Annotated in this window: 17 protein-coding genes; 9 read left to right on the forward strand and 8 right to left on the reverse strand. The window is 69.8% G+C overall.

What is annotated here, in order from left to right:
• Window positions 1-77 precede the first annotated feature (77 nt).
• Both ACIBH1_RS35795 and ACIBH1_RS35800 read right to left on the reverse strand, forming a co-directional pair.
• Complete coding sequence (locus ACIBH1_RS35795) at window positions 78-803, reverse strand: tyrosine-protein phosphatase (RefSeq protein ID WP_397318449.1); 726 nt, start codon at window positions 801-803, stop codon at window positions 78-80.
• A complete protein-coding gene (locus tag ACIBH1_RS35800) occupies window positions 800-1,549 on the reverse strand; it encodes an SURF1 family protein (protein WP_397318450.1) in 750 nt (249 codons plus the stop codon). The genes ACIBH1_RS35795 and ACIBH1_RS35800 overlap by 4 nt, the downstream gene beginning before the upstream one ends.
• A gap of 119 nt (window positions 1,550-1,668) precedes the next feature.
• Here ACIBH1_RS35800 and ACIBH1_RS35805 point away from each other — a divergent pair, with 119 nt between their 5' ends.
• Window positions 1,669-2,316 carry a VC0807 family protein gene (locus tag ACIBH1_RS35805; protein WP_397318451.1) on the forward strand — a complete coding sequence of 216 codons (648 nt, stop codon included), beginning with the start codon at window positions 1,669-1,671 and terminating at the stop codon, window positions 2,314-2,316.
• Here the strand turns inward: ACIBH1_RS35805 and ACIBH1_RS35810 are convergent.
• Window positions 2,290-2,757, reverse strand: coding sequence for a winged helix-turn-helix transcriptional regulator (locus ACIBH1_RS35810; protein WP_397318452.1), 468 nt, complete (start codon window positions 2,755-2,757; stop codon window positions 2,290-2,292). The two genes, ACIBH1_RS35805 and ACIBH1_RS35810, sit on opposite strands and share 27 nt — an antisense overlap.
• Before the next feature lie 59 nt (window positions 2,758-2,816).
• Here ACIBH1_RS35810 and ACIBH1_RS35815 point away from each other — a divergent pair, with 59 nt between their 5' ends.
• From ACIBH1_RS35815 to ACIBH1_RS35830, 4 genes are all read left to right on the forward strand, one after another.
• Window positions 2,817-3,290, forward strand: coding sequence for a GNAT family N-acetyltransferase (locus ACIBH1_RS35815; RefSeq protein WP_397318453.1), 474 nt, complete (start codon window positions 2,817-2,819; stop codon window positions 3,288-3,290).
• A 25-nt stretch (window positions 3,291-3,315) separates the two neighbouring features.
• Window positions 3,316-3,906 (forward strand): TetR/AcrR family transcriptional regulator, encoded by a 591-nt coding sequence (locus ACIBH1_RS35820; RefSeq protein ID WP_181610667.1) that lies wholly within the window; start codon window positions 3,316-3,318, stop codon window positions 3,904-3,906.
• A gap of 33 nt (window positions 3,907-3,939) precedes the next feature.
• Window positions 3,940-4,881, forward strand: coding sequence for an NAD(P)-dependent oxidoreductase (locus ACIBH1_RS35825; RefSeq protein WP_397318454.1), 942 nt, complete (start codon window positions 3,940-3,942; stop codon window positions 4,879-4,881).
• Window positions 4,882-5,225: 344 nt separating this feature from the next.
• Window positions 5,226-6,572, forward strand: a complete 1,347-nt coding sequence (locus ACIBH1_RS35830) for a methyltransferase (protein WP_397318455.1) — start codon at window positions 5,226-5,228, stop codon at window positions 6,570-6,572.
• A 269-nt stretch (window positions 6,573-6,841) separates the two neighbouring features.
• On the opposite strand, the gene ACIBH1_RS35835 is transcribed toward ACIBH1_RS35830, so the two are convergent.
• From ACIBH1_RS35835 to ACIBH1_RS35845, 3 genes are all read right to left on the reverse strand, one after another.
• Window positions 6,842-9,805, reverse strand: a complete 2,964-nt coding sequence (locus ACIBH1_RS35835) for an AfsR/SARP family transcriptional regulator (protein WP_397318456.1) — start codon at window positions 9,803-9,805, stop codon at window positions 6,842-6,844.
• A 246-nt stretch (window positions 9,806-10,051) separates the two neighbouring features.
• On the reverse strand, window positions 10,052-10,696 hold the full coding sequence (locus tag ACIBH1_RS35840; protein WP_397318457.1) for a GNAT family N-acetyltransferase: 645 nt from the start codon (window positions 10,694-10,696) through the stop codon (window positions 10,052-10,054).
• Window positions 10,697-10,749: 53 nt separating this feature from the next.
• Complete coding sequence (locus ACIBH1_RS35845; protein WP_397318458.1) at window positions 10,750-11,949, reverse strand: pyridoxal phosphate-dependent aminotransferase; 1,200 nt, start codon at window positions 11,947-11,949, stop codon at window positions 10,750-10,752.
• Window positions 11,950-12,028: 79 nt separating this feature from the next.
• Here ACIBH1_RS35845 and ACIBH1_RS35850 point away from each other — a divergent pair, with 79 nt between their 5' ends.
• The 4 genes from ACIBH1_RS35850 to ACIBH1_RS35865 all read left to right on the forward strand — a co-directional run bounded on the left by ACIBH1_RS35850 (window position 12,029) and on the right by ACIBH1_RS35865 (window position 15,834).
• Entirely contained in the window at window positions 12,029-12,958 is a 930-nt protein-coding gene (locus ACIBH1_RS35850) for a LysR family transcriptional regulator (RefSeq protein WP_397318459.1), read from the forward strand.
• Window positions 12,955-13,632, forward strand: coding sequence for a ribonuclease HII (locus ACIBH1_RS35855; protein WP_397318625.1), 678 nt, complete (start codon window positions 12,955-12,957; stop codon window positions 13,630-13,632). Before ACIBH1_RS35850 ends, ACIBH1_RS35855 begins: the two co-directional genes overlap by 4 nt.
• Window positions 13,566-14,582, forward strand: coding sequence for an LLM class flavin-dependent oxidoreductase (locus tag ACIBH1_RS35860; protein WP_397318460.1), 1,017 nt, complete (start codon window positions 13,566-13,568; stop codon window positions 14,580-14,582). The genes ACIBH1_RS35855 and ACIBH1_RS35860 overlap by 67 nt, the downstream gene beginning before the upstream one ends.
• Before the next feature lie 91 nt (window positions 14,583-14,673).
• Window positions 14,674-15,834, forward strand: a complete 1,161-nt coding sequence (locus ACIBH1_RS35865; RefSeq protein WP_397318461.1) for a hypothetical protein — start codon at window positions 14,674-14,676, stop codon at window positions 15,832-15,834.
• 28 nt (window positions 15,835-15,862) lie between these two features.
• Here the strand turns inward: ACIBH1_RS35865 and ACIBH1_RS35870 are convergent, their stop codons facing one another.
• Window positions 15,863-16,249 (reverse strand): SCO5389 family protein, encoded by a 387-nt coding sequence (locus ACIBH1_RS35870; protein WP_397318462.1) that lies wholly within the window; start codon window positions 16,247-16,249, stop codon window positions 15,863-15,865.
• A 43-nt stretch (window positions 16,250-16,292) separates the two neighbouring features.
• Window positions 16,293-17,219, reverse strand: coding sequence for an ATP-binding protein (locus ACIBH1_RS35875; protein ID WP_397318463.1), 927 nt, complete (start codon window positions 17,217-17,219; stop codon window positions 16,293-16,295).
• Window positions 17,220-17,263: the final 44 nt, after the last annotated feature.

Consider the following 17,263-nt stretch of genomic DNA (forward strand, 5'->3'; position numbering starts at 1 on the left):
GGGGCCTGCGATCCCGGTCCGGATGGCCCGCCGGAGATGAGGAGGATGCTGCTCGCGGCGGACCGTCGGCGGACCAACTACCCCTCCGTGAGAGAAATTCTCAGCTTTTCCACAGCATCTGCGGAAAGTCCGGCGACATCCGTGCAATAACCCGCAACGGATCCGTGTCTCTCCGCCAGCCCGGCCAGGAAGAACCGCATCGCGTCCGCGGGGGCCTGCCCGAATCCCGGCCACATGGTCACGTACGGCGTGCGAGCCAGGTGGTCGGCGATGAAGTGCTCGGTGGCCAGGCCCGTCAGCGCGTAGTCGGCGATGATGTCCTCGTCGGAGACGCCCGCCAGGCTCAGCGCGAGCGCCGTGACGATGCCGGTGCGGTCCTTGCCCGCCGCGCAGTGCACCACGACCGGGCCGTCCTCGGCGATCGCCTCCAGCGCGAGGCGGATGTTGTCGGCGCGGTCCTCGGTGCACTCGAGGTAGCGGTCGGAGAAGAAGCGGGCGATGCTCGAACCCGGCTCGTATCTCTCGTGGGCGTTCCAGCGGCGCCCCTCGATCGGCAGGTTGAGGTAGCGCAGGCCCTCGGTCTCCGGGGCCCTGCCGCTCTTGTCGACCTCGAAGTCGTGGCGCAGGTCGATGACGGTGCGGATCTTCAGGGCGTGGAAGGCCTCAAGATCGGCTCCCGTCAGGAAGCCGAGGTTGTCGGCCCGGTAGAGGCGCTGCCACTTGACCGTGCGACCGTCATAGGCGGCATATCCGCCGGCGTCGCGAAAGTTACGAAGATTTGCGAAGGAAAGGTGGCGGATCACGACGCCACACTAGCCGCCTTACGATCGTTGACCTCGCGCCGGATCAGCAGCAGCCATCCGCCGATCGCGACCCCGATGAACAGCCACCACTGCACGCCGTACGCGAAGTTGAGCCCGCCCCCCGCGCCGACCTCCGGCGCGGGCACCGGCTCGGGCGCGGCCTGCGCCTGCGGGTCCTGCGCGGTCAGCTCGACGTAGCCGTCGGAGATCCCGTACGGCAGGCGCCCGGCCAGCGCCTCGGAGTCGATCAGCAGGATCTGCCCCTGCGGCAGCCCTTCCCGATCCTTGATGCCGGTGGTCTCCTCGGTCTCGCTGAGCCGTAGCCTCCCGGTGACAGTTACCTGACCGGCGGACGGCGCAGGCACGTCGGGCGGGGTGTCCGCGGTCGCCGCGGCCTTAACCCAGCCGCGATTGACCAGCACCGCCCGCCCGCCCGCCGTGACCAGGGGCGTCACCACGTAGAAGCCCGGCCTGCCGTTCTGGGAGCGCCGTCGCACGACCAGTTCGTGGGCGGCGTCGAAGGTGCCCGTCGCGGTGACGGTGCGGAACCGGTTGGCCTCGCCGACCTCGACCTGTTCGAAGGGGACCGGCGCGGCCTCAAGGTTGCCGGTGATCAGCTCGCTGCTGGCCGATCGCTCCTCGAACCGGCCGAACTGCCAGTTGCCGAGGAAGACGAAGGCCGGGATGACCAGCAACACCACGATGTGGAGTGTCACCCAGCGGGGGGTCAGCAGGAACCGGTACACGCCATCAAGGTTAGGCACCGGGTGCACCGGTCGAACCATCGGGCAGAACGCGGGACGCGGGCTGCGGCGATCGCGTACGGTCGAAAGCCTCCCGACCCCCTCTGGAGTAGCAAGCCCTCATGTCAGTGCTCGAAGCGCCGCCCGTGGCGGCGTCGTTCACCATGCCCGCGCTGCCCGCTCTGCTGAGGCACGCCCTTCCCCGGGCGATCGAGTCGATGTTCATGCCGGTCATCGCCTTCTGGGCCGGCTTCTTCCTGGCGGGTCTGGCCGGAGGGCTGGTCACGGGCCTGATGTGGGTCTACGGGTGCGCTGCCTGGCGGCTGTTCAGGCGCACGGCGCTGCCCGGCATGGTGATCCTGGCGGTCGTGGCGATCACCGCGCGCACGGCCTTCTCGCTGGCCGCCGACAGCGCGGTCCTGTACTTCCTGCCGCCCCTGGCCGGGGTGTTCTGCGTGAGCCTGGTCTTCCTGGCCACCGCGCCGACCCGCCGTCCGCTGGCCAGGAGGGTGGCGTGCGATCTGGTGCCGATGCCCGAGGGGGTTCAGGAGCACCCGGCGATGCGGAGGTTCTTCAGGCGCCACTCGGTGATGTGGGGATGCGTGCAGCTGGCCAACGCCTCGCTGAGCCTGTGGCTGCTGCTCAGCCAGCCGGTGGAGGGTTTCCTGCTGGTGCGCACCTGCGCGGTGGCGGTGTTGTTGTCGTGCGCGGGCCTGGTGTCGTTGCTGGGCTTCCGCCGGGCGCTACGCGCTCTGCAGCTTCGCCCCTGACCCTGGCACGGGCGTGACCTCGCGGGGCCCGCTCAGGTCGTGGCCTTCAGAGCACCTGAACTGCTGGTGGATCGGGGCGCCGCAGTCGCGGTGGGTCAGCACGACGGGCGGGCCTTCGGGGTCGGCCATGTACTTGTCGCCCCAGTGCATGAGCGCGACGAGCAGGGGATAGAGCTCGCGGCCCTTCTCGGTGAGGCGGTATTCATAGCGCTGGCGCTGGCCGGGCTCGCGGTAGGGGACCTTGCGCAGCAGGCCCTCGTCGACCAGGCGGGCCAGCCTGGCGCTGAGCACCTGGCGCGGGGCGCCGGTCATGGTCTGCATGTCGGCGAAGCGGCGCACGCCGCTGAAGGCCTCTCGCAGCACCAGGAAGGTCCACTTCTCGCCGACGATTTCCAGGGTGCGCTCGATGGAGCAGTTGTCCACGCGGAAGGCCACGTTCATCTCCACATCATATCTGAGTTCAGTTGACAGACTCAGCTCTCCTGGAGGAGTCTGGGTCTATGAACGGAACCCAGATCCGCCCGATCCGCCCCGAGGACGAGGCGGCATTCACCCGGTTCCTCACGGGGTTATCGCTGCAGACCCAGGTCATGCGCTTCTTCACCGGGCTGGGCAGGCCGTCGCCCACCCTGGTGCATCAACTGATGAAGGACGCGCTGATCGCTGTCAGGGAGGGGGAGATCGTCGGCCACGCGATGGCCTTCCCGGGTGGCACGCTCGGTGCCGACGTCGAGATCGGGGTGGTCGTGGCCGACCAGTGGCAGGGCTTCGGCCTGGGCCCGAAGCTCATCGACGCCGTGCTGATGCGGGCCTGGCTGCGGGGGGCGCAGACGGTCGGCATGGACGTGCTCGGCGAGAACCGCCGGGTGCTCCGTATGATCCGCAGGACCTGGCCCGAGGCTCGGTTGCAGGTCTCTTCCGGATCGGTGGAAGTGGTCGCTATGATCAATGCGGCCGTTCTATTTGCAGAATAAGGTTCTGTTGGTCCACCATTGACCTGTGAAGACTGCAAAGAACGGACGCGATGGTCGCACTCGGATCATCGAGGGCGCCCTGCGCCGCTTCAGCCAGGATGGGGTCTCGGCCACGACGCTTGCCAGCCTGCGCGAGGAGAGCGGGGTCAGCGTCGGCAGCTTCTATCACCACTTCGCCAGCAAAGAACACGTCTTCGGCGTGCTCTACTCCGAGATCCTCGCCTCCTACCAGGAGGAGTTCCTGTCGGAGCTGGTCAGCCACGACAACGCCCGCTCGGGCATCGAGGCCATCCCCGCCTTCCACATGAAGTGGGCCGGCGAGCACCCCGAGCAGGCGCGGCTGCTCGTCAGCGAGCGTCCGCCGCGCAAGCACGAGCCCGGCGGCGCCGAGGTCTCCGAGGCCCGTCGCGCCTTCTTCCGCAAGGTCTCCGACTGGTGGAAGCCGTTCATGAAGACCGGCGAGCTCCAGCCCATCCACGCCACCATGTGCTACGTGTTGTGGCTCGGCCCCGCCCAGGAGATGTGCCGCCTGTGGTTCGCCGGAGCGCACACGCCCACCGACGAGGAGATCAGGAGCCTCGGCGAGGCTGCCTGGCAGAGCCTGCGCCAGCGATGATCGGCCACCCTCTGTGGTGTTATTGTCACGTTTGTGGGACGACCTCGTGCGCTGGTTCTGACCGCGCTACCGCAGGGCGCTCTGGCACGCCTCGGTGAATTCGCCGATGTCGTCCCGGCCGCCGACCGGCCCAGCCTGGGCTTCACCGACGAGCAACTGGCCGATCTGGTCATCGGGACCGGCGCCACGATCCTGATCACCGACGGCGACGTCGTGGGCAGATGCGTGTTGTCGCTCCCGCTCGACGCCGTCGCGTGCCTGGGCGCCCCGGTCAACATCGACCAGCAGCTCGCCGCCGAGCGCGGAGTGCCCGTGCTGCGCGCCGCCGACCACGACGTCAACGCCGTCGCCGAACTCACGCTCGCCCTGCTGTTCGCGGTCAGCCGCCGCATCGTCGTCGCCGACCGCGAGGTACGGCGGGGCAGGCTCTACCGCGGCAAGGTGCCGCCCAACCGGCGCTACCGGGGGACCCGTCTGGCCGGGCGCACCTTCGGCATCGTCGGGCTCGGCCGGGTCGGCAGGGCCGTGCGATGGCGCTGCGAAGGGCTCGGCATGCGGGTCATCGCCTGCGACCCCTACGTCGCCGAGGCCACCCACACCCTGCCCGAACTCCTCGCCGAAGCCGACGTGGTCTCGCTGCACGTGCCCGTCACCGGCGAGACCTGGGGATTCATCGGCGACACCGAACTCACCGCGATGAAGCGGGGCGCGGTCTACCTCAACACCTCGCGCGGCTCGCTGCACGACCTCTCGGCGCTGGTCGACGCCCTGCGCTCGGGACATCTCGGCGGCGCCGGGCTCGACCACTTCGAAGGCGAGTGGCTCGACCCCACCCACCCGCTCACCCGGCTGTCGAACGTCGTGCTCACCCCTCACCTGGGCGAGGCCACGAACGACAGCGAGGAAGAGCGAGCCGAGCGCATCGTCGAGGACATCATCGAGATGGTGGCCATGCCGACGGCCGAACTCGCGTAGGCACGCGCCAGCAGTCGGAGTCGAGCGAGATGTCGAGCCGCAGGTCGCGGCGCTTGCGCCGGAGCCCTGGCACCCTCAGCCGGTCGGCGTCGAACCCGAGCTCGCCCGGGAGCACGCGAACATCGTCGTGGTTGCCGCAGCGCGGGCAGGTCCACGACACCAGATCGCGGCCGCGGTGATAGTCCGAACAGGCCCGGAAGTATTCATCCGGCCTGAAGCGGGCCTCACACGCGAAACAGGGGAGCAGCACGCATAAACAGATATCGTGGCCGACTTGCCGACTGCCTGCAGAACGCTTGGGTAACTTTGTAACAGTCTGATTACTGTGCGTTGAGGGAACGATGATGCGGGATCTACTCCTGAAGTCCGGCTACACCATCGACGGCGTGCGCGAACGCCTCGGCGACGTGGCCGCCACCGCGCTGTCCCGGGAGGAGCTCGTGCCCGCGCTGCGGGCCACCCGCGAGCTCGATCCGCTGGCCGTGCTCATCAGGCATTTCTGGCTGGGCGTGGAGGTGCCCGAGGACCTCGTGCCCGCCGAACTGGCGCCGCTCAAGGGCTACCACGTGCAGCCATGGGGCGACGACGGCTACCTGGTCTCCGACCGCAAGGTACGGCCCGGCGACGCGCCCTTGCGCCCCGACCACGTGGTGGGCGCCGGCGGCGCCTCGGCCAACCTGGCCCAGCTCGCCAGCCGCCGCCCGGTCGAGCGCGCCCTCGACCTCGGCACCGGCTGCGGCGTCCAGGTGTTGTCACTGGCCGGTCGCGCCACGAACATCGTCGCCACCGACCTCAACCCGCGGGCGATCGAGCTGGCCAGGCTGAGCTGGGAACTGTCCGGCATCTCGGGCGTCGAGACCCGGGTCGGCTCGCTGTTCGAGCCGGTCGACGGCGAGCTGTTCGACCTGATCGTCTCCAACCCGCCGTTCGTGATCTCTCCCGCCAGACGCTTCACCTACCGGGAGGTCGGCGGCGACTCCTTCTGCCGCGACCTCGTACGGCAGGCGCCCCGATTCCTCAACCCCGGCGGCCAGGCGCACTTCCTGGCCAACTGGACCCATGTCGAGGGCGAGGACTGGCGCGACAGGGTGGGCGGCTGGCTCGGCGAGACCGGCTGCGACGGCTGGGTGGTCGAACGCGACGTGCAGGACCCCGCCGAATACGTGGAACTGTGGCTCAGGGACGCCGCCGAGCAGGGCACCGCTGCCTACACCGAGCTGTACGACCAGTGGCTGGGCTGGTTCGAGGAGCAGAAGATCGAGGCGATCGGCTTCGGCTGGATCAGCATGCGCCAGGCCGAGTCGCTCGACCCGGTCGTCCGCGTCGAGCGCATGACCCACCAGGTCCAGCTGCCGGTCGGCGACTACGTCGACCAGGTGCTCGACGGCATCGCCCTGGCCCACCGCCTCGACGACCTCGACGAGGCCCGGCTACGCGTCGCCGAGGGCGTGCTCGACGAGCGCATCGGCCTGCCGGGCGCCGAGGACCCCTCGCGCATCGTGCTGCATCAGACCAGGGGCCTGATGCGCAGCACCGACGTCGGCACGGTCGAGGCCGCCCTCGCCGGCGTCTGCGACGGCGAACTCGCCCTCGGACCGCTGCTCAACGTGATCGCCGAGCTCGTCGGCGGAGACCGGGTCGACGCCGAGCAGCTCAGACCGTTGATCGCCGAGGGATACTTCACCGTCTGAGGAGCCTGTTTATCGGTCGTTGATTGGGTGTTGACCCCCCAGGAGCACTCTCTAGGAGTGGACACGGACCCGGGGGGTTCAGGGAACGTGTCAGGCCCGGCCGGTCGTCGAATGTGAGGCGGCTATCCGTCGCGTGGAGCATCCGGATAACCGGGCCCCCTAGCGAAACGCGGCGGTAGATGACCGGCCGGGCTAAAAGTCCTCTCACCCAAAGGGACAGGCTCTTGTTCAACCATGTCTGGATGACGCGGCTCGACGACGAGCTCTACTCAGGTCTCGACGACAATGGGAAGCTCGTCGAGGAGCGCCCGCAGGTCGGCGGCCTCGGGGGCACCGAGCCTGACGAAGAGGGTGTGGGCCTGGCGTAGGCATTCGGCGCTGCGCGTCGTGTTGCCCATGCCCATGAGGGCCTTGCCCAGCACCGTCAGAGAAAGCGCCTCGCCGTACGGATGCCCGATCTCCCTGCTGACCACCAGTGCCTGTTCCGCGTGCCGTACGGCGTCGGCGTAGCGTTCGGCGGTGATGAAGGTCTCGGCCAGGCGGGAGCAGACGCGCTGCTCCCAGACCCGCTGCTTGCCGGCGCGGAAGAAGGCCAGGCACTCCGCGTGGTGGTGGACGGCCTCGTTGAGCCGGCCGACCCGCGACAACACGATGCCCAGGTGGTAGCGCGCCCTGGCCATGCCGGCGCCGCTGCCGATCTCGGTGAAGATCGCCAGGCCCTTCTCGGCGGCGGCGATGGCGTCGTCGGGCCTGCCGAGTCCGAGGTGCTCGCGCGCGGAGTAGCTCAGCACGAGGGCCTCGCCTCCCGGGACGCCGTTGTCGTGGTAGTAGGTCATCGCCGCGTCGAACCAGCTCAGCGCCTCGTGGTGGCGCCGCTGGCGGCCGACGACGACGGCCAGGGCGTTGAGCACCTCGCCGGTGACGACCTTCTCGCCGCGGGCGGACGACAGCTCGTGCACCAGCCTGAACTGCTCCTCCGCCTCGACGAGCCGGTTGGAGGCGAACATCACGCGCCCGAGCACGTAGCGGGCGCGCAGTTCGCTGCCCGCGTCGCCGATGCGCAGCGCGGTCGCCAGGACCGCGCGGCTGGCCGAGTCGAACTCGCGGGTGTGCGTGCCCATCTCCAGCAGCGGTTCCATGCCGACGAGCATGTCGCCGGCGGGCAGGAGTTGGTCGGCGGCGCGGGAGGAGTCGGCGGCCTGGTTGATGGCGCCGAACAGTGCGTCGCCCTCGGCGATGAGCCAGGCCAGCGCGCCTTCGATCGCGTTGAAGCTGAGCCCGCTGCCGACGACCATCAAGTTGTCGGCGATGCCGCTGCCCTCGTAGGCCAGCCGGTGCGCCGACTGGGCGGAGGCCAGGTAGAAGCCGAGCAGGCGGCGCAGCGCCATCGTGCGGGCCTGCGGGCGCTCGGCCTTGTCGAGCACGCGGCGGGCGAACAGCTTGAGCAGGTCGTGGAAGCGGTAGCGGCTGGGCGCGGGCGCCTCCAGCAGGCTGACGTCGACGAGCGACTCCAGCAGGTTCTCCGCTTCGTGGGTGCTGAGCGACAGCACGGCGGCCGCGGCCCCGATGGAGATGTCGGGGCCGTTGGGCAGCGCCAGGAGCCGGAAGGCCCTGGCCTGGTTGGGCGAGAGCTGGCCGTAGCCGAGCGCGAAGGTGGCCTCCACGGCCAGGTTGCCGACTCGCAGCTCGTCGAGGCGGTGCTGCTCGTCGGCCAGGCGCGGCACCAGCGAGGCCACGGTCCACGAGGGCCGCGCCGCCAGGCGGGCGGCCACGATGCGTACGGCCAGCGGCAGGAACCCGCAGGCGGCCACGACGTCCATGGCGGCGGCGCGCTCGGGGGCGACGCGCTCGGGTCCGGCGACCGTGGCGAACAGCGACAGCGCTTCGTCCGGCTCCAGCACGTCGAGGTCGATCAGCCGGGCGCTGGGCAGGTCGGCGAGCTTGCTGCGGCTGGTGACGATCGCCGCGCAGCCGGACGAGCCTGGCAGCAGCGGCGTGACCTGGGCGGCGTCTCGCGCGTTGTCGAGCAGCACCAGGATGCGACGCTCGGCCAGCAGGGAGCGGAACAGGGCCGAGCGCTCGGCCAGGCCCTCGGGGATGACGTCCGGGGGGATGCCCAGCGCGCGCAGGAACGCGCCGAGCGCCGACTCGGGCGCGGTGGCCTCGTCGGTGTAGCCGCGGAGGTCGGCGTAGAGCTGGCCGTCGGGGAAGGTCTCGTCGCACGCGTGCGCGACGTGAACGGCCAGAGCTGTTTTGCCCACCCCGCCGATTCCGCAGATGGCGGCGATCGGCACGCCTTCCGACTGGCCGGTGGACAGGTACGTGCGCAGCCTGCCGACGATCTCGCGGCGGCCGGTGAAGTCGCTCACCGCGGCGGGCAGCTGGGCGGGCTTGGGCAGGTCGGCGAGGGTGTCGTCGTCGGAGGCCGCGGCGACGGGCTCATGCGGCGCCTCGGTGGCGGCGGCGAGCGTGGGGTCGGCGTTGAGTATGCGCTGGTGCAACGTCGTCAGCTCGGAGCCCGGCTCGACGCCGAGCTCGTCGATGAGCGCCTCGCGGGTCTCGGTGAAGACGTTGAGGGCGTCGCCCTGGCGGCCGCAGCGGTAGTAGGCCAGCATCAGCTGGGCGCGCAGCCGCTCGCGCAGCGGGTGGTCGGCGGTCAGCGCGATGAGGTCGGAGACGACCGCGGCGTGGTTGCCCAGCTCCAGGTCGATGTCCATGAGCGTTTCGATGGTCGTCAGCCGGCACTCGATGAGGCGGTCGCGCTGGTGGTCGGCGTACGGCCCGACGGCTCCCGCGAGGGGTTCGCCCTCGAACAGGTCGATGGCGGTGCCCAGCTTCTCGGCGGCGTCCTTCGGCTGCCCGGACCTTCGGGCGGCCTCGGCCTCGTGGATGAGCTTCTCGAAGCGCGTGAGGTCGAGCGCGCCCTCGGGCAGGCGCAACGCGTAGCCGCGGCCGACGGAGGTCAGCAGCTCGGGGCGGGAGCGGGCGGGACGTTCCGGCTCCAGCACGGTGCGCAGGCGGGAGACATAGGTGCGCAGCGCGCCGAGCGCGCGCGGCGGAGCCTCCTCGCCCCAGACGGCGTCGATCATCTCGGTGGGGGTGACCGCGCGGCCTTCCCTCAGCAGCAGGACGCCGAGGATGGAACGCTGCAGGGGGGTTCCCAGGTCGAGCTCGATGTCGTCACGCCACGCCCGGACCGGACCGAGTACGGCGAACCGCAGTCCTCCAGCCATGCCGCAATCTCCAGCCTCAATGGGTTGATTTCTGACCAAATGATATGACGAGTCATGCCTAACACATAGGCACGCATTGATTCGTTAACCGAAGTGTTGATCGAGCGTTGATTCGGCATTGAGCCGGCCTGTTCATGCTGGGGGCATTCGGGCGTGGTCCCACGGGGGCGACCATGCCTTGTCGATACATGGAAGGCCCCGTCCCGAGGGTTCCGGGACGGGGCCTTCAGCCGACTGGGTGGTGACTCAGGCTGCCTCGACCATTCCGAGGCGGTGGACCAGGCGATCTCGGATCGCCGGCCATTCTTCGCGCAGGATCGAATAGAACGCGGTATCTCGGACCGTGTTGTCGGCGCCCCTGCTCTCCCGGCGCCTCACCCCGTCGAAGTGGGCGCCCAGGCCCTCGATGGCCTTGCGAGAGCGGTGATTACGAACGTCTGCCTTGAGCGTGATGCGGTGCACGTTCCACGTGTCGAAGGCGAGCGAGAGCATCAGGAACTTGCTCTCCCGGTTGACCCCTGTGCCCTGGGCCGATGCGGCCAGCCAGGTGTAACCGATGTCCGCCACGGACGGAACCTCACCCACCGCGCTCCGCGAACCAGGAGGCCAGGGCATCGGGCCCTGCCAGTACTCCAGGTTCATGAGACGGGTGGCACCGACGATGCGGTCGGTGTTCAGCCACCGGATGGCGAAGGGCATCGTGTGGCCCTCCGCCTGCTCAGCCATGGCGGCCCCCACATAGGAGGCCATCTCGTCCCACCCGTTGGGGACACGAGTGAACGCATACGTGCTGCGGTCTTCACTCGCCGCGGTGACCAGGTCATCGACCACCGCGAGGCTGAGAGGCTCCAGGCGCACGAGGCGCCCGGACAAGGTGACAAGAGCGGGCATGAGCACATGATGGGGCCTGCCCGCCGTGCTCGGTACCACCGGAATCTGCAGGTTTATGCAAACGAGGTGTTTTCCCAGGTCAAGGCCCTCAAAGCAGCGTCAAGATGATCAAGATTGGCGGCGATCCAGGGCAGGTTCAGCGGGTCGTCGGAGGTCAGTGCGGCCCACCGTTCGTCGGTGTGCTCGCCGTACAGCAGGCTCGTGGCCACCCGCACGCGGCCCGAGGAGGGGTCGTCCCCGAATGCCTGACCAGGCAGAACGCCGATTCCGTGATCTTCGAGAAGGATCTTGGTGATGTTGCTGACGCCGAAGTCCGGATAGAGGTAGAAACCGCCGTGAGGCCTGGCCACGGGCACTCCGGCCGCGATGAACCTTTCGTAAACGGCGTTGGAAACCTTGCCGTGCAACCGCCTGCTCAGTTCGATGTGCTCGACGATCTCCGGGGGCTCCGCGAAGCCGTACGCCGCCGCCTCCTGCACCGGGGCGGCGGGCGCGGACCAGATCTCGCTGGCCACGGCCAGCAACTGCCTGCGCATCTCGTGGGCGCCGTCGGGCAGTCGCGCGACACCGATGCGCCAGCCGCCCAGCGCCAGGCTCTTGCTCAGACCCGTGGTCACGATCGTGCGCTCGGGCGCGAGATCGGCGGGGGAGAGGTACGGCAGGGCGGGGTCGTGCACCAGGTCGCGGTAGATCTCGTCGGAGATGATCAGCAGATCCTTGGCGCGGGCGACCTCGACGAGCCTGCGAATGGTCTCGGGGGTCGCCAGGCGCCCGGTGGGGTTGTCCGGGAGCGTCACCAGGACGGCCTTGACGTTGGGACCGGCCTGCGCCAGGAGGTCCGGGTCGGGCACGCCGCCTTCGGTGGCGGGGATCAGGATCGCGCGGGAGCCGACCAGGTCGGCCTGCGCCGCGTAGCTCACCCAGCTCGGCTTGGGGAGCACGATGTCGCCGCCCAGCACCAGCAGCAAGCCGTACAGCAGCGACTTGCTCCCCGGGCCCGCGATGACCTGCTCCGGGTCGGTGGCCAGGCCACGCCGGTTCCAGTAGCCCGCCGCCGCTTCGCGCAGACCGGCCGCTCCCGCGACGGGGCCGTAGCCGTTGCGTCCCGACGCGTCGATGAGCCTGTCGCGCAGCGCCGGGTGGACGGGCAGACCAGCCTCGCCGAAGGCCAGGTGCAGCACTCGTTCCCCGGCGCGTCGTCTTCGTTCGATGTCCTCGTTCGTCGCCAGCGTGGCGGAGAGGGTAACGGTCATGTTTGTCACGTTCCCAAGATGGTTGGATGAAGGCATCAGCACAAGCGAGGCTTTTGGTGGGTAGGCATAAGGAAGTCCGATGCTTGATTTGCGCCGTTTGGCCTTGATACGAGAGTTCGCCCGTCGCGGCAGCATCGCCGCGACGGCCGCGAGCTTGGGTTACAGCCCGTCCGCCGTCTCACAACAGCTCGCCGCCCTGGAGCGGGAGGCGGGCGCCGTCCTGCTCGACAGGACGGCTCGAAGCGCCGAGTTGACCGATGCCGGACGCAGGCTGGTCGAGCACGCCGAGCGCATCCTGTCGATGGTCGAGGAGGCCGAGTCCGATCTCTCGGCACATACGGCCACTCCTTCCGGTCGTGTCGTCCTGACCGCATTCCCCACAGCGGCCGTCGCATTCGCCCCGGCTCTGGCCCGTTCGCTCCGGCGCTACACCGAGCTGACGTTGCGCCTGGGACAGTCCAGGTCAGGGCGCGGAATGCGGGAAGTGCAGTCGGGCGAGGTCGACATCGCGCTCATCGACGACTGGTACGGCAGGACGCAGGACTCGGCGGGCCTGCGGGTCTTCCCTCTGCTCCACGACCCGCTCGTCCTGGTGGTTCCGCGCAAGCACCGCCTGGCCGACCCCGAGGTCCCGCTCGACCTGCGCGAGCTGCGCGACGAGCCCTGGATGGCCACCCCTGACGGCGAGCCCTCGCGCCTGGCCGTCGACCGGCTCCTCGTCGACGTGGGCGGCACCCGCCCCACGCCGTGGGAGTTCGAGGGACTCGGCACGATCCTGTCGCTGGTCGCCAAGGGCATCGGCATCGCGGCCGTGCCCGCCCTCGCGCTGGCGGCGGGGGTGCGCGGCATCGCCGTCCGCGAGTTCCCCGGCAACCCGGTCGGGCGCGACGTGCACGCCGTGGCCCGCGGCTCGTCCATCCACCGGCCCTCGGTCTCGGTCACCCTGCGGGCCATCCACGTGGCGGCCCGCTATCTCGCGGCGGACCTGGAGCCGGTACGGCTAGCCTGAGGGCCGTGCCGTCCTACGCGATCGAGGAACTGCTGATCTCCTCACGTCCCGGCGCCCTGGTGGCCGGGGTCGACGAGGTCGGGCGCGGCGCCTGGGCCGGTCCTGTGCTGGTGTGCGCCGTCGTCACCGACCTGTCCGAGCCGCCCGCCGGGCTGACCGACTCCAAGCAGCTGTCCCCTGGGCGGCGCGACGCGCTCTTCGAGACCGTGACCTCGTGGGCCGCCGGAGTCGGCTACGGCGAGGCCTCCCACGAGGAGATCGACACGCTGGGCATGACGGAGGCGCTGCGGCGTGCCGCCCACCGGGCGCTCCGCGCGCTACCCGTCCGGCCCGACTTCGTGATCCTCGACGGGGCGCACGACTACATCGGCTCGCCCTGGCCGGTGCGGCTCGAGGTGCGCGGCGACTCCGCCTCCGTCTCGGTGGCCGCCGCCTCGGTGCTGGCCAAGGTCAGGCGCGACACCTACATGGCCTCGCTCGACTGCCCCGGATTCGGCTTCGACGAGAACGCCGGCTACCCCTCGCCGGTGCACCAGGCCGCGCTCGCGGAGTCGGGGCCGACGGCGCACCACCGGCTGTCGTGGAGCTACATGGACGACCTGCCGCAGTGGAAGCACCTGAAGAAGCACCGCGACCCGCTGGTGGGAGAGGGGCAGCTATCGCTCTTCGGTTAGGGATCTTCCTCGTCGCCGCGGGGTTCCCAGGCGTCCCGCCCGAGCAGACGCTCCAGACCGCGCTCGACACGATCGTCGCGGCCGAGGAGGCCGGATTCGACGACGTCTGGATCGCCGAGCACCACTTCATGTCCTACGGCGTCTGCCCCTCGCCCATGACGATGGCCGCCGTGGCCGCCGGCCGTACCCGGCGCATCGGCCTGGGCACCGCGGTCTCGGTGCTCTCGACCACGCATCCCGTGGCCCTGGCCGAGCAGGCGGCCATGCTCCACCACCTGTCGGGCGGCCGCTTCACGCTCGGCGTCGGGCGCGGGGGTCCGTGGGTGGACCTGGAGGTCTTCGGCACCGGCCTGCCCCGTTTCGAGTACGGCTTCGCGGAGTCGCTCGACCTGCTGTGCGCCTGCCTCGACCGGTCGAAGGTGTCGGCCGAAGGCGAGTTCTTCTCCTTCCGCGAGGTCTCGCTGGTGCCCCACGCGCGGCTGCGTCCCGTGGTGGCCTGCACCTCGCTCGGCACGGTGCGCCTGGCCGCCTCGCGCGGGCTGCCGATGTTGCTGGGGATGCACATCGACGACGAGGGCAAGCTGGAGCTCATCCGCGCCCACGGCGGTGACGGGCACGTGGCCGCGGTGGCGGCCCACGTCGCCGACACCACGGCCGAGGCGGTGGCCGAGATGAAGGCGCGCATGCCCGCCTGGCTGACTCCGGGACTGGCCGGATACGTGCCCGTCGACGCGCGGCCGCGCTCGCCGCGCGACGTGGAGGGGTACGTCGACTTCCTCACCCGCGTGCACCCGGTGGGCTCGGCCGAGCACTGCGCGGCGGTGATGCGGCGCACGACCGAGGTGACGGGGCTGCGGCACCTGCTGCTGATGGTCGAGGGCACGGGCGACCCGGTCGGGACCGTCAGGCGTCTAGGGGAAGAGGTCCTTCCCCTGGTCAAAGTCTGTTGATCTTTGCTTCATGCGGCGGCGCGTGTCGGGGCGATTTGCGCGCATGCTGAGCAAGATCCATATTGTGTGGAGAATCCGGATCATCAGCGTGGTGGCTCTGGCTTGTCTCGTCCCGCCCCAGGCCGTCATGGCGGCCGGCGAGGACGCGGCCTACGCGCAGTGGACGCCTGACGGTAAGTCCGGCACGGTCGAAGTGCCCGGCGTCGGCTTCCCGGCGGGCACCTGGACCAGCGACGCCAGCACCGTCAGGGCGCCCTCCGGGGCCTCGACCTTCCTGAACGACAACACCCCGTTCGGCAAGGAATTCGGCAGCTCCAGGGGCGAGAACTACCTGTACTTCGGGGCCAGGGGCACGCAGCCGTCGACGACGGAGGTCGAGTTCGACGCCCCGACCCCCGCCGGCCGATGGGGCTTCACGCTCGGCGACGTCGACGCCGACAGCGTCATGGTCGAGGCCTTCGCCAAGGACGGCACCAAGCTGACCGCCGCGCAGCTCGGCTGGAAGGGCGCCTTCAACTACTGCTCGGCCGGTCCGAGACCGTCGGCGTGCACCTCCGGGTCCTCCACCGACAGGCCCACCTGGGACGGCGCCACAGGCACGCTCCAAGGCAACGGCCCCGACACGCAGGGCGCCGCGGGCTGGTTCATGCCGACCGTCCCGATCGTCAAGCTCACGCTGACGTTCTCCGTCAAGCAGGGCATCCCGGTCGCCCAGCTCTGGATCGCCTCGAAATGGGTCGACAAGGGCAGGCCCGATATCCAGATCAAGAAGTCGGCCAGCCCCAAGGTCGTCAGGCCGGGCGGCGTGATCACCTATACCGTGACCGTCACCAACAAGGGCACCGCTCCGGAAGAGGACGCGGAGTACGTCGACGACCTGTCCGACGTGGTCGACGACGCGACCTACCTCGGCGACGCGAAGGCCGACTCCGGCAGGGTCACCTACGCCGCGGCCAAGCTGAGCTGGGACGGCGTCGTCGAGCCCGGCCACACCCACAAGGTCACCTTCTCCGTGCGCGTGCACAGGCAGAGCTCGGGCAACCGCGTCATCCGCAACGTCGTCATCAGCGACGGCGCCCGGCTGAACTGCGAGGACGGCAGGGGCAAGGGCTGCTCCGTCGCCTACAGGTACAACCCGCGTCGCGACGCCTACGTCCAGGCGGGAGCGGGCAAGCACGGCAGGAACTGGTCCGTCGGCTTCAAGAAGCGCACCAAGGTCTGCAGGACGGCCGACGCCGGCGCCCTCTGCTGACGGGCAGAGGGCGCCGGCGCGCCGGTGGTCAGCAGTCGACGAGCTCGGGCTTCTGGTTGAGGATCTGGGCGCGGGGGCTGGTGAACTCCCGGAGCGCGTCGACCGCGCCAGGGGAGAAGACCGCGACCCGGTGGCAGTTCTGGAACGCCAGCCTTACATCGAAGTGCCGTTCGAGCGCCCCGCGCATGGAGTCGCTGGCCAGGCACCGCAGCAACTGGCCGCGAGCCTCCTCGGAAGGCGGGGCGACGAGGTTGTCGGCGAACTCGGCGCCGGTCTCCGAGCGCTGCTGGACCAGGCCGCTGATCACCGACCAGGCGTACGGCAGGGAGTCGCGGACGCAGGCCACGAAGGCCGCGTCGTCCACGTCTCCGGCGCGCGCTTGGTCGAGCAGATCGTTGGGAACGGTCAGCGACATGCTGTCTCCTCTGTTCGATGGTCGTTTTCGACGCTAAAACGGGCTAGCCGAGCCGTCCATAGACGAAGCCGGGGTCTATCTGCAGGGAAAGATCGGTGCCGGCCCGCGAGTTTCCCCAGGCCTCCGCGTTGCGCTCGTGGAACTGTGCGGTCTGCCTGCCGTACCTCTCCCAGTTCTTCTCCTGGGCGTCGACCTGCTTGAGCACGCGGGAGAGCGCTTCGGTGTTGGCCGGTTCGAGATCGATCAGGTCGAAGGGGCGGCCCTGCTCCAGCGCGCGGACGGCCGAGGAGTGCTCGAACCAGGTCAGCAGCGAGTCGCCGACGTGGGCGCGCAGGAAGTCGACGTCGTCCGGTGAGTGGATCTTGTTGCCGACGACGGCGAGGCTGACGTCGTAGGCGGAGGCGTAGTCGCGGTATTGCTGGAAGACGCTGACGCCCTGGCGGGTGGGCTCGGCGACCAGGACGGTCAGGTCGAAGCGGGTGAACAGCCCCGAGGCGAAGGAGTCGGCCCCGGCGGTCATGTCGACCACGACGTACTCGCCCTGCTCGTCGACGAGGTGGTTGAGCAGCAGCTCGGCGGCGCCGACCTTGGAGTGGTAGCAGGCGACCCCGAGGTCCTCCTCGGCGAACGGCCCGGTGGCCATGAGGCGCAGGCCGTGCGGGGTGGCGACGGTGTACGGCAGGGCGTCGAGGGGGAGCAGCCGGGAGCCGCGTCCCGGCGGGGTCGTCTTGGTCATCGCGGCGGCCGAGGGGATCAGCGGGTTGGAGCCGCGCAGGAGCTCCTTGATCTCCTCCAGGTGGGCGCCCAGCGGCTCGGGCTGCTCGTCCAGGCCGAGGACGAGGGCGAGGTGCTGGTTGATGTCGGCGTCGATCGCGACGACCGGCGCGCCCTGGCTCGCTGCGTAACGGGCGAACAGGGCGGAGATCGTGGTCTTCCCGCTCCCGCCCTTGCCGACGAAGGCGACTCTCACCTGGGACTCCCTCAATGGAATGAAAACCGTTTCCATCGATGATG

Source organism: Nonomuraea sp. NPDC050663 (assembly GCF_044456985.1).
GTDB lineage: Bacteria > Actinomycetota > Actinomycetes > Streptosporangiales > Streptosporangiaceae > Nonomuraea.

Excerpts from the sequence above, each read along its gene's own strand:
- ACIBH1_RS35835 (WP_397318456.1), bottom strand. The coding sequence starts at position 9,805 with ATGGCTGGAGGACTGCGGTTCGCCGTACTCGGTCCGGTCCGGGCGTGG.
- ACIBH1_RS35870 (WP_397318462.1), bottom strand. The coding sequence starts at position 16,249 with ATGTCGCTGACCGTTCCCAACGATCTGCTCGACCAAGCGCGCGCCGGA.
- ACIBH1_RS35840 (WP_397318457.1), bottom strand. The coding sequence starts at position 10,696 with ATGCCCGCTCTTGTCACCTTGTCCGGGCGCCTCGTGCGCCTGGAGCCT.
- ACIBH1_RS35850 (WP_397318459.1), top strand. The coding sequence starts at position 12,029 with ATGCTTGATTTGCGCCGTTTGGCCTTGATACGAGAGTTCGCCCGTCGC.
- ACIBH1_RS35830 (WP_397318455.1), top strand. The coding sequence starts at position 5,226 with ATGCGGGATCTACTCCTGAAGTCCGGCTACACCATCGACGGCGTGCGC.
- ACIBH1_RS35815 (WP_397318453.1), top strand. The coding sequence starts at position 2,817 with ATGAACGGAACCCAGATCCGCCCGATCCGCCCCGAGGACGAGGCGGCA.
- ACIBH1_RS35805 (WP_397318451.1), top strand. The coding sequence starts at position 1,669 with ATGTCAGTGCTCGAAGCGCCGCCCGTGGCGGCGTCGTTCACCATGCCC.
- ACIBH1_RS35810 (WP_397318452.1), bottom strand. The coding sequence starts at position 2,757 with ATGAACGTGGCCTTCCGCGTGGACAACTGCTCCATCGAGCGCACCCTG.
- ACIBH1_RS35845 (WP_397318458.1), bottom strand. The coding sequence starts at position 11,949 with ATGACCGTTACCCTCTCCGCCACGCTGGCGACGAACGAGGACATCGAA.